The following is a 12272-nucleotide window of genomic DNA, read 5'->3' as shown; positions in this document are numbered from 1 at the left end:
GTGAGCCGCGGGCCCCGCCCCGGCCCGCGCGGGCGGGCGGGGCCGCGGCCGCGCCCCCGCGGCCCGGCGGGGCCCCGGCGCCGGGCGCCCCCGCCCGCCGGCTGCCGGCGAACGCCGACCACCAGTCGACGTCGGTGAGGCCGAGCCGGCGGGCGACCCGCTCGGTCTCGGTGCTCAGGTACGGCTGCACCAGCACCGGCTCGTCGAAGAACGGCACTGGCACATCCGCCCGGGCGGCGAGGGCGCGGCTGCGTCGCGCGCCGTCGCGCCACGCGGCCGACGGCTCGCCGTACTCGGCGGTGCCGGCGGCGAGGAAGTCCAGGGCGGCGCCGGGCGTGAACCCGTCGCGGCCCCCGACGTACCCGGTCATCCGCCGCGCCCCCGGCGTCAGCGTGGCCAGGTGGGCGGGCAGCAGCCCGGACAGGCCGGGCATCAGACCGGCGGAGAGCAGCGCGACCCGGTCGGCGGCCCCGGGCAGGGCGGACACGGCCGCGTGCAGCGGCTCGTCGCCGGCCGCGTCGACGTAGCCGGCGCCGCAGCGGGCCGCCGCGCGGGCCACCGCGTCGCCGATCGAGGCCGCCGGTCCGGCGCAGTTGACGACCGTGTGGCAGCCGGCGCAGAACGCGTCCAGGCTCGCCGGGTCGGTGACGTCCACCGCCCGCGCCTGGACGCGCGGGTTGTCGCCGTCGAGTCGGCCCGGGTCGCGGGCGCCGGCGCGGACGACGTCCACGCCCCAGGCCAGGAGGTGGGCCAGGGCGTGCCGGCCCACCCCGCCGGTGGCGCCCACCAGGGCGATCGTCGCGGCCACGTCAGCCGTCCCCGGCGATCGGGCCGGCCCACTCGCCCGGATCGTCCGGCACCCGTCGCACGGTCAACTCCCCCAGGCACACGTCGCGCCACCAGTCGACGCTCGTCGGGTCCGGCTCCGCCGCGCACAGCACCGTGACGTCACCCGCGTACGGGGAGCTGCCGTAGCCGTCGCCGTCGACCGGGTCGGCGATCACCAGGGTGGCGACGTCCACCCCGGACTCGGTGAGCTGCCGGGCCAGCTCCAACGCCAGCACCCCTGCCGCACCCCGGCCCACAAGCGTCAGCTCCCCGGTCGACACGTGCTCGGCCAGCGCGGTCGCGTAGTCGGCGGCGAGGCGTTGCACAAGCGGCGCCGGGTCGAGACCCGCGTATCGGTGCAGGCCACCGTCGACGATCCCGCACACGGTCCCGCCGGTGGCCAACCGCTCGGCCAGCCCGGCGTAGGAGTCGAGGCTGCCGCTGCCGTCGTGCACCAGCACGTAGCGCGCCGGGCCCGCACCGGCCAGCGTCACCACCTCGCCGGTGTCGCTGACGGCCGGCTCCTCGTCGGGTCGGACGCCGCCGACGGCGGCCAGGTGATCGGCCAGGTCCGCGACGGTCGGGTGCTCCAGGATCCGGCGCAGCAGCTCGTCGAAGAACACGTCGGCGGCGGCCGGCACCCGTTCGGCGAGCTGACCGGCGAGTTTCGCGGCGAGCAGGGAGTCACCGCCGAGGGCGAAGAAGTCCGCGTCCCGCCCGACCCGTTCCACCCGCAGCACGTCGGCCCAGACGGCCGCGATCTGCTCCTCCACCTCGGTGAGCGGGGCGGTGGCGGTCGCCTCGGGACCGGCCGTCGTGGCCGTCACCAGTGCGCGTACGGCCGCCCGGTCCAGCTTGCCGTTGGCCGTGCGGGGCAGCTCGTCGACCACCTGCACCACGCTCGGGATCATGTAGTCGGGCAGCCGGTCGGCAAGGTGCTCCCGCAGTTCGTCGGGCACCACCCGCCGCCGGTCGGCCTTCACCCGCGCGGCGATGATCCGCATGCCCAGCCCGGCCATCGGGTCGGCGGCCGGCGGCAGGTCGAGTACGGGCGACGCCCCGGCGGCGGCGAGCAGATCACGCCACTCGTCGCCGGTGAGGAACGTGCGGTCGGTGCCGTGGCGCAGGTCGGCGAAGTCGCCCAGGTCGTCGTCGAGCCGCACCAGCAGCTCCAGCGACGTCATGATCTGGTAGTGCTCCCGGGTCATCTCCAGCAGCACCAGGTGCCCGCCGGGGGCGAGCAGCCCGCGCAGCCGCGCGAGGGTGGCCGGCACGTCCCGGGTGGCGTGCAGGACGTCGCCGGCGATCACGATGTCGGCGCTGTTCGGCGCCATCCCCTGCCCGGCCAGGTCGGCGTCGAGGTCGAGCTGTGCGAAACGCAGCCCCGGCCGGTCGGCGAAGCGTTGCCGGCCGGCGCCGAGGAAGAACGCCGACAGGTCGGTGTAGAGGTAGTCGACGTCGAGACCGTCCAGTGCGTCGAGCACGGCCGCGGTCGTACCGCCGGACCCGGCGCCGACCTCGACGACCCGCACCGGCCCGTCCAGCCGCTCGGCCAGTGACCGGACGGTCGCCGCCGCGACCGCGTTGGCCCACCTGTTGAACAGGGCGTCGGCGTAGAGGTTGTCCGACACCTCCAGCTCACCACCGGGAAAGAGCAGCGCGAGGGGGTCCTCGTCGCCGCGCAGCAGCGCCGGCAGCGCCGCGGCGCTGGCCTGGAAGTAGCGGACCAGCTCGGGGGACTCCCCGACCGCCGCCGCCCGCTCGGCCACCGCGTCCCAGGCCCGTGCGGCCGGCGGTGGCCCGCCGATAAGCCGGTAGCCGTCGTCGTCGTGGCGCAGCACCCCGCTGTCGGTGAGTGCCCGCAGCCAGCGGCGCAGCAGCCGGCGGTGCCGGGGTGCGACGCGGGTGGCGGCGTACATCTCGTCCAGGCGGTGCGGGCGGTCGTCGAGCGCGAGACCTGCGGCGCGCAGGGTGTCCAGCATGGCGGCGAGGCCGAGCTGGTCCAGCTCGTGCAGGTACGCCGCGTACGCGCCCAGGTCGGTGCCGGCGACGAGCGCGGACCCGGCCGCGATGGGCCCGGCCGGGTCGACCGGCTGCCCGGGGCCGGGCTCGACGGCGGCGGGCCGTACGACGGCGGCCAGTCGTCTCTCCAGTGGACGGTCGCCGTCGACCACGGCGATCGCCCCGCCCACGCCCGGGTGCGCCAGAAGCGCCGACTCGACCTCGGCCAGCTCGATCCGGTGACCGCGGATCTTGACCTGGAAGTCCTCCCGGCCGAGGAACTCGATCGTGCCGTCGGGCAGGTAGCGGCCCAGGTCGCCGGTGCGGTACAACCGCTCGCCGCTGGACGGGTCGGTGACGAACCGCTCGGCGGTGCGCGCCTCGTCGCCGAGGTAGCCCAGCGCCAGCCCAGCCCCGCCGATGTACAGCTCCCCGGCGACCCAGTCCGGGCGAGGCCGCAGCGCGGCGTCGCGGACGTGCCAGGTCTGGTTGGTCAGCGGCACCCCGTACGGGATGCTGCGCCAGGAGGGGTCGACCCGCCCGATCGGGTGGATGATCGACCAGATGGCGGCCTCGGTCGCGCCGCCGAGGCTGACCACCGCCAGACCGGGGACGAGCTCGCGGATCTGGTCCGGCAGGGTGACCGGGATCCAGTCGCCGCTGAGCAGGGCCAGCCGCAACGAGGGGACCCGGACCATCGGCGCGGCGGCGAGATAGTCGGCGAGCATCTGCATCTGCGCCGGCACCGAGTTCCAGATGGTGACCTCGTTCTCGGCCACCAGCTCGGCCCAGTGGGTCGGGTCGCCCCGGCGCTGCGGTGCGGGCAGCACCAGCGCCGCGCCGACCGCCGGCGGGCCGAACAGGTCGTAGACCGACAGGTCGAAGCCCAGACTGGCCAGGCCCAGGACCCGGTCGTCCGGCGTCACCTCGAACCGGGTGTTGATGTCCGCCACGGTGTTCAGGGCCGCCCGGTGGGTGATCACCACGCCCTTCGGGGTGCCGGTCGAGCCGGAGGTGTGGATGACGTACGCGCGTTCGTCCGGGCCGACCGTGCGGGCCGGCAGGGCCGTCGGCGCGGGCCCGTCCAGGTCGTCCACCGCGATCGGCGTGACCGCCTTGGGCCAGTTGCCGTCCACCCGGTCGGCCTCGGTGAGGACGTGCCGGATGCCCGCGCCGTCGAGGATCAGGTCGCGGCGCACGGGCGGCTGGTTCGTGTCGACGGGCACGTACGCCGCACCGGCCAGCAGCGCGCCAAACACCGCTACCACCTGCCGCCAGCCCTTGTCGGCGACCACCGCGACCAGGTCCCCGGGCCGGCAGCCGGTCTCGGTCAGCCGCGCGGCCACCGCTGTGGCACGGCCGGTGAGCTGCCGGTAGGTGAGGGTGCCGTCGGCGGCCACCACGGCCACCCGGTCCGGGGTTCGCAGCGCCTGGGCGAGCACCCCCTCGTGCAGCAGCCCGTCGGGCAGCTGCGCGGCGGTGTCGTTGACCTCGGCGCGGCGGCGGGCGCTCGCCTCGGGCAGCGCCACCGGGGCCAGCTCCTCCCACGCCTCGTCGGTGGCCGCCAGCCGGCGCAGCAACGCGGTGTACGCGGCGAACATCTCGTCGGCCACCCCGTCGGGGAAGACGCCCTCGCGGACGTCCCAGTTGGTGGCCAGCCCGCCGGAGCGTTCGATGTTCTGGCAGTCGATCCAGACCTGCGGGGTCTGGCTGATGCCGTAGCCCAGCTCGCCGAAGCCCTCCACGCCGGTGTCGCCGCCGAGCCCGATGGCGCTGGTGAAGACGATGGGCATCAGCGCGGCGTCGGCGCCCCGACGGCGGGCCAGTTCGCGGACGACGTCGACGCCGGAGAACCGGCGGTGGTCCAGGTCGGACCAGAGCTGCGCCTGGATGCGCTTGGCCCGCTCCTGCACCGGCGCGTCCGGGCTCTGCTCCAAGGCGAGCAGGCTGACGGAGGTGAAGTCGCCGACGATCCGGTCCACCTGCGGGTGCGTCGGCGTCCGGTTGAGCAGGGTGACGTCGACGGTGAAGCGCGGGTGCACGCTCCACGCGGCGATCACCTCGACGTACGCGGCGAGCACCGCGCCCGACGGGCTGATGCCGTGCTGCCCGGCGCGCTGACGCAACCCGGCCCACTCGGTCGGGTCGAGCCGCAGGTCGAGGCGACGGAAGCGGGGTGGCGCGGCCGTGGCGTCGCCGCGCAGCGGCAGCTCCGGCGCCGGGGGCAGGTCGTCGAGCCGGGCCAGCCACCAGTCCCGGTCGGCGTCGTGGCGGGGGCCGCCGCGCAGCGGTTCGGTGGCCAGCAGGTGGTCGCGGAACGTCAGGGTCAGCTCGTCGGTGGGCGGGTCGCCGGCGTAGCGGCGGCCCAGCTCGTCGAGCAGGATGTTGATGCTGACGAAGTCGCAGATCAGAAAGTCGATCGAGAAGTGCAGGACGCTGCGGTGCGGGCCGCGGGTGACCCGCAACGCGAACAGCGGCCACTGCTGCGGGTCGTACCGGCGGTGGTCCAGCTCCGCCCGGGTGGCGGCCACCGCGTCGGCGAAGCCGGCCGCGTCGGCGTCGCGCACCTCGATGCGGTACGCCGGCACGTCGGGTCGTACCTGCTGGGAGCCGTCGCGGTTGACGACGGCCCGCAGCATGTCGTGGCGGGCGACGACCTCGTGCCAGGCGCGTTCCAGCCGGTCCACGTCCAGGTCGGTGAACGTCAGCTCGCCGTAGCCGTGGCAGCCGACGCCGCCGTAGGCGAACGAGTCGCCCCGCCCGAGCAGGTACGCGCTCTGCACGTCGGTGAGCGGGAACGGCTCGTACCGCTGCTCGGGGTGCGGCACCGCGGTGGGCGCGGCGGCGTCGCGCAGCACGGCCAGCACCTGCTCCTTGTGCTGGCGGAGCGCGGCGCGGCGCTGGTCGGTGAGGACGCCGGTGGGGGCCCGGAAGCGGAGCTGGCCGTCTTCCTCCCAGAGCTGCACACCGACCTGCGCCAGCTCGGCGATGAGGTCCTGCCCGTTCATATGGCCCCTTCCTCGTACGTGCCGGCGGCGTGCTGCACGGCGGTGGCCAGGTCCGCGATGGTTGGTCGGTCGAGCAGGCCCCGCATCGGCAGGTCGACGCCGTAGCGTTCGCGCAGCGCGGCCAGCAGGCGGGTGGCGAGCAGGCTGTCCCCGCCGAGGCTGAAGAAGTTGCGGGTGCGGCCGGGAACGGGACAGTTCAGCAGCTCGGCCCAGAGCGCGCCGAGGTCGCTCTCCAGGCCGGCGTGGGGTGGCTCGTCGGCCGGTCCGCTGTCGCCGCCGGCGAGCAGGGTTGCCACCGCCGGCCGGTCGATCTTGCCGTTGCCGCTCAACGGCAGCGCGTCGAGCACGGCGACGTGCTCGGGCACCATGTACGCGGGCAACCGGTCGACGACGAACGCGCTGGTGGCGGCCGGGTCGAGGGTGACGCCCGGCTCGGGGACGACGGCTGCGGCGAGGCGGCGGGTGGTGGTGCCCACGGCCACCACCACGGCCTCGCGTACGCCGGGACAGTCGGTCAGAGCCGCCTCGACCTCACCCAACTCGATGCGATGGCCCCGGATCTTGACCTGGAAGTCCGCCCGGCCCAGGAACTCCAGGGTCCCGTCCGGCCAGTACCGACCCAGGTCACCCGTGCGATACCAGCGCACCCCGTCGTGCGTCACGAACCGCTGCGCCGTGCGCTCCGGATCGCCCCGGTAGCCGGCCGCCACCCCGGCCCCGCCGATCCACAACTCCCCCACCACCCAGTCCGGGCAGTCGCGCCCGCGCCCGTCCACGACCCGGTAGCGCTGGTTGGGCAGCGGGAAGCCGTACGGGATGGACCGCCAGTGCGCCGGCACCTCGTCCACCTCGAACGCGTTGGACCAGATGCCCGCCTCGGTGGCGCCGCCGAGGGCGGTCAGCCGGGCGTCCGGTCGGCTGGCGACCAGCCGGTCCCGCAGGTCCAGCCCGACCCAGTCGCCGGAGACCAGAGCGTGCCGCAACGCGCCGAGTGGTTCGTCGCCGGCGGCGGTGAGCAGCATGTCGAGCAGGGCGGGCACGGTGTTCCAGATGGTGACGTCGTGCTCGCGTACGAGCCGCAGCCAGGCGCGGGCGTCGCGTCGCTGCTCCTCGCCGATCAGCACGACCGCCCCGCCGACGCCGAGCAGCGCGAAGATGTCGTACACCGACAGGTCGAAGTCCAGCGCCGACACGGCCAGGACCCGGTCGTGCGGGCCGAGGCGCAGCCGGTCGTTGACGGCCGCGATGGTGTTTCCGGCCGCCGCGTGGGACACCTCGACGCCCTTGGGCTCGCCGGTGGAGCCGGAGGTGAAGATGACGTACGCCAGCGACGCCGGCTCCACCGGGACGCAGCCGTCCAGGGCCGGGCCGCCGTCGCCGGCCGGGTCGAGCCCGTCCGCGCCGACGACGGTCTTCACGTCGGCGCGGGTGAGGATCCGCTCCCGGCGCACCGCCGGCTGGTCCACGCCGACCGGCACGTACACGCCACCGGCGGCGAGCACGCCGAGCACCGCGACGACCTGGTCGACGCCCTTGGGCAGGCACACCCCCACCGCGTCACCCGGCGCGACCCCGGCGCGCGTCAGCGCCCCGGCCAGCGTCAACGCCCGAGCGGCCAGGTCCCCGTAGGACACCGCCACCCCGTAACCGCACAACGCCACCCGACCCGGCTGGCGGGCCGCGCAGGCAAAGAACCCGTCGTGCAGCAGACCCGGCGTGATCGGCGCAGCCGTCGCGTTCACCCGCTCACGCACGGTCCGCTGCGCGGCGGGGAGCCCGACCGGCACCTGCCGCGCCCAGTTCCCGGCCGCCAGGGTGGTCAGCAGCTCGACGTACGCGGCGAACATCGTCTCCACCACGTCGGGCGGGAACAGCTCGGCCACCACGTCCCAGTTGATGCTGAGGCCACCGTCGCGTTCCATGACCTGGTTGTCCAGCCACACCTGCGGGGTCTGCGAGGCGCCCCAGATCTGCTCGCCGAACGGCAGCGCCATGCTGACGAGCTCGTCGCTGATGCCCAGCGCGCTGGTGAAGACGACGGGCATGGCGGCGGGGGCGCCGGTGCGCCGGGCGATCTCCCGCAGCACCCAGATGGCGGAGACGGCGTTGTGTTCCATGCCGTCCCACATGCGCTCCTGGAGGCGACGTACCACGGTCAGGAAGTCGTCGGCCGCGCCGGGACGGTGCGGGACGAGCAGCAGCGAGGTGAAGTCGCCGAGCACGTGGTCGATGTCGGGGTGCACCTCGCGGCGGTCGAAGAGGGTCAGGTTGAGGGTGAGGTCCGGCCGCGCGCTGAAGGCCGAGAGCACCTCGGCGTACGCGGTGGCGAGCACGGCGGCCGGGCTGACCCCGTGGGCGCGGGCGGCGTCGACCAGGGCGGTCCACTCGGTGGGGCCGAGCCGTGCCGCGTGGCGGACGAAGCGGGGGGCGCGCACCCGGTCCGGGTCGACGGCGAGCGGCAACCGCGGCGCGGGGGGCAGCTGCGCGGCCTGCGCCGACCAGTAGCGCCTGTCGGCCTCGACTGTCGCCTCGTCGGGCCGGGCGGTGAGGACGTAGTCGCGGAACGACACGCCGATCGGGCGCAGCGGCGCGTCGAGGTCGACGTAGAGGGCGGACAGCTCGGCGAAGACGGTCACGATGCTGAGCGCGTCGAGCACGATGTAGTCGAAGCTGAACGCCAGCCGGACGCGGCGCTCGCCGTACCGGACTGCCTCGATGGCCACCAGCGGCCAGCGGGTCGGGTCGGCGATCCGGTGCGACAGCCGTTCGCGCAGGTCGGTGAGCGCGGCCTCGCCCTCACCGACCTCGATGGTCACGTCGGGCACCTCGGGTTGGACGCGTTGACGTCCGTCGGCGTCGAAGACGGCCCGCAGCATCTCGTGCCGGCGGACCAGTCGGTTCCAGGCCGCGGTGAGTCGATCGAGGTCGACGTCCTCGCCGTCGAACTCCCAGTACCAGTGGGAGCCGACCTCGCCGAGGGCGAAGTCGCCGCTGCGGCCCATCCAGTACGCCCGCTGCACGTCGGTCGGCGGGAACGGCTCGTGGCGGTGCGCCGGGTCGGCCACGAAGGTTCCGGTCAGGGCGGCGCCCGTGTCGAGGCGTACGCCGGCGGCGAACCCGGCGAGCGTCGGCTCGGCGAAGAGGCGGCGCAGTTGTCCGCCGGCCAGGCCGGCCGAGCGCATCCGCCCGAGCAGGCGGGTGGCGAGCAGGCTGTCCCCGCCGAGGGTGAAGAAGCTGTCGGCGCGGCCGACGGTTGGCACGCCGAGCAGGTCGGCCCAGAGGGTGGCCAGCGCCGTCTCGACCGGCCCGACGGGTGGCTCGAACGCGGTGGACCGGTCGGCACCCTCGGCGAGCCGTCGTGCCACCGCCGGCCGGTCGATCTTGCCGTTGCCGCTCAACGGCAGCGCGTCGAGCACGGCGACGTGCTCGGGCACCATGTACGTGGGCAGTCGGTCGACGACGAACGCCCGTACCGTCTCCGGGTCCACGCCGGACGCCTCGGGGACGACGGCGGCGGCGAGCCGGCGGATGCTGGTGCCCACGGCCACCACCACGGCCTCGCGTACGCCGGGACAGTCGGTCAGCGTTGCCTCGACCTCACCCAACTCGATGCGATGGCCCCGGATCTTGACCTGGAAGTCCGCCCGCCCGAGGAACTCCAGGGTCCCGTCCGGCCAGTACCGACCCAGGTCACCCGTGCGATACCAGCGCACCCCGTCGTGCGTCACGAACCGCTGCGCCGTGCGCTCCGGATCGCCCCGGTAGCCCGCCGCCACCCCGGCCCCACCGATCCACAACTCCCCCACCACCCAGTCCGGACAGTCCCGCCCCCGCCCGTCCACCACGCGACAACGCTGGTTGGGCAGCGGCACCCCGTACGGGATGGACCGCCAGTGCGCCGGCACCTCACCGACTTCGAAGCCTGTCGAGTGGATGGCGGTCTCGGTGGTGCCGCCCAGGGCGACGAGCCGGGCGTCCGGGCGCAGCGCCACCAGGCGGTCGCGCAGATCCAGACCGACCCAGTCGCCGCCGAGCAGGGCGAGCCGGAGGTGGTTCAGCCCGCCGCCGGCCTCGGCGGCGGTCAGCAGCATGTCCAGCAGCGCGGGGACCGACTGCCAGACGGTGACCCGGTGCGTGTCGACGAGCCGACGCCACGCGTTCGCGTCGCGTCGCTGCTCCTCGCCGATCAGCACGACCGCCCCGCCGACGCCGAGCAGCGCGAAGATGTCGAACACCGACAGGTCGAAGTCCAGCGCCGACACCGCCAGGACCCGGTCGTCCGCGCCGATGTCGAACCGCTGGCGGATGGCCTCGATGGTGGTGCCGGCGGCGGAGTGTGGCACCTCGACGCCCTTGGGCTCACCTGTCGAGCCGGAGGTGAAGATGACGTACGCCAGCGACGCCGCGTCCCCGGGCACGCACCCGTCCAGGGGCGGGCCGCCGTCACCGGCCGGGTCGAGCCCGTCGACGCCAACGACAGTCCGGACGCCGGCGCGCTGCCAGATCCGGCCCCGCCGGGCGGCGGGTTGGTCCACGCCGACCGGCACGTACACGCCACCGGCGGCGAGCACGCCGAGCACCGCGACGACCTGGTCGACGCCCTTGGGCAGGCACACCCCCACCGCGTCACCCGGCGCGACCCCGGCCCGCGACAGGGCCCCGGCCAGCGTCAACGCCCGAGCGGCCAGGTCCCCGTAGGACACCGCCACCCCGTCACCGCACAACGCCACCCGACCCGGCTGGCGGGCCGCGCAGGCAAAGAACCCGTCGTGCAGCAGACCCGGCGTGATCGGCGCGGCCGTCGCGTTCACCCGCTCACGCACGGCCCGCTGCTCCTGCGGCAGCAGGTCGCCCGGCGACGCGACCCAGTCGCCGTCGATCAGGCAGGTCAACAGCCGGACGTACGCGGCGAACATCGCCTCCGACACACCTGTCGGGAACAGCTCCGCCACCACGTCCCAGTTGAGGTACAGGCCCCCCTCGCGCTCGGTGACCTGGTTGTCCAGCCACACCTGCGGGGTCTGCGACGACGTCCACACCGGGTCGCCGAAGCACTCCCGCACGTCGGTGCCGAACAGATCGCCGAGGCTGAGCGCGCTGGTGAACACCACCGGGGCGAGCACGGCCTGCTCGGAGCGGGCGCGGGCCAGGTCGCGCAGCACGTCCACTCCGGAGTACGCGCTGTGCGCCACGTCCCGGGCGAACTGCTCGCCGAGGCGGCGGGCGCGGTCGACGAACGGCACCTCGTCGGTGGCGTCGACCTCCAGCAGCAGCAGGTTGGTGAAGTCCCCGCTGAGCGACGGCACGTCCGGGTGGTACGGCGTCCGGTCGTACAGCGGCAGGTTGAGCAGGAAGCGTTGCCGGCTGCTCCAGGCGGCCAGGACCTCGGCGAAGGCCGTCAGGAACACCATCGACAGGGTGACGCCGTGCTCGCGCGCGCGGGCGGCGAGGCGGTCCCGGTCGGCGCCGGAGAGCCAGTGGTGGTGGCGGGTCACCCGGTGCCCGCTGACCCGCTCGGGGGCCACGGCCACCGGCAGGTCGGGCCCGCCGGGCAGGTCGGGCACCCGCTGGCGCCAGTAGCCGGCGGCGGCCTCGCGGGCGTCGGCCCGACGCCGCTCGTGGGTGGCCAAATACTCGGGATAGCTGTAGCCGATGGGTGGCAGCGGTTCGTCGGGCCGGCGGTAGAGGTGGGCGAGGTCGCCGAGGAGCACCCGGAAGCTGTGCGCGTCGGCGACCAGCATCTCGATCTCCACGTGCACCCGACTCGCCCCGTCGGGCAGCAGGCAGAGCTGGATGTCGAACACCTCGCCCCGGTCCACCCGCAGGGTCCGGTGCGAGAGGGTGGCACGCAGGTCGGCGAGCCGCTGGTCCCGCTCGTACGCCGGCAGGTCACGCAGGTCGTGCACGGTCAGGCCGGGCCAGGCGCCGTCCGGGGTGATCTGCTGCCGGCCGTCGTCGAGGAAGCGGGCGCGCAGCATGTCGTGGCGTCGCACCAGGGCGCTCACGGCCCGGTCCAGCCGCTCCGGGTCCACCTGCCGGCCGTCGAACTCGTTGTAGAAGTGCGCCCCCACACCGCCGAGGGCCTGCTCCCCGGCCCGCCCGACCCAGTACGCGTGCTGCATGGTCGCCAGGGCGAACGGCTCGTCCGAGTCGATCGTCACCTCGTCGTCGATGGCGGTGGCGGTGGCGGCCGGCTCGTCGGCGGGCGAGGCCGGGTGGGCCAGCGCGTGCCACTGCCGGACGGTGCGCAGCTCGATGAGCTGGGCGAAGGTGAGACCCGCGCCGGCCCAGCGGGCGGCGAGCCGCATCAGCCCGATCGAGTCGAGCCCGCGTTCCAGCAGATCCTCGTCGGGCGACACCGGCTCGTCGAGCAGCGACGCGACGTCGTCGCACATGCCGTCGAGGGTCAGCGTGGTCGGCACTGGCATGTCTCCT

At 74.8% G+C, this 12272-nt stretch carries 3 protein-coding genes; all 3 read right to left on the bottom strand.

The features are described from left to right. Positions 1-808, bottom strand: an 808-nt coding sequence (locus AB0B39_RS24550; RefSeq protein ID WP_357575499.1) for an NAD(P)H-binding protein, incomplete at its 3' end; no start/stop codon positions are given. Position 809: 1 nt separating this feature from the next. Beyond that, positions 810-5837: an amino acid adenylation domain-containing protein gene (locus AB0B39_RS24545; protein ID WP_357575498.1), complete on the bottom strand. Its 5028-nt coding sequence runs from the start codon at positions 5835-5837 to the stop codon at positions 810-812. Continuing rightward, complete coding sequence (locus AB0B39_RS24540; RefSeq protein WP_357575497.1) at positions 5834-12265, bottom strand: amino acid adenylation domain-containing protein; 6432 nt, start codon at positions 12263-12265, stop codon at positions 5834-5836. The genes AB0B39_RS24545 and AB0B39_RS24540 overlap by 4 nt, the downstream gene beginning before the upstream one ends. Positions 12266-12272 lie beyond the last annotated feature (7 nt).

Origin of the sequence: Micromonospora sp. NPDC049114, assembly GCF_040648635.1 — a bacterium.
In the GTDB taxonomy this organism is placed as follows: Bacteria; Actinomycetota; Actinomycetes; order Mycobacteriales; family Micromonosporaceae; genus Micromonospora.
The sequence above is the reverse complement of the archived record's forward strand: the minus strand, read 5'-3'. Positions and strand labels throughout refer to the sequence as shown.

Coding starts and splice junctions, on each gene's coding strand:
- AB0B39_RS24545 (WP_357575498.1), bottom strand. CDS start 5,837: ATGAACGGGCAGGACCTCATCGCCGAGCTGGCGCAGGTCGGTGTGCAG.
- AB0B39_RS24540 (WP_357575497.1), bottom strand. CDS start 12,265: ATGCCAGTGCCGACCACGCTGACCCTCGACGGCATGTGCGACGACGTC.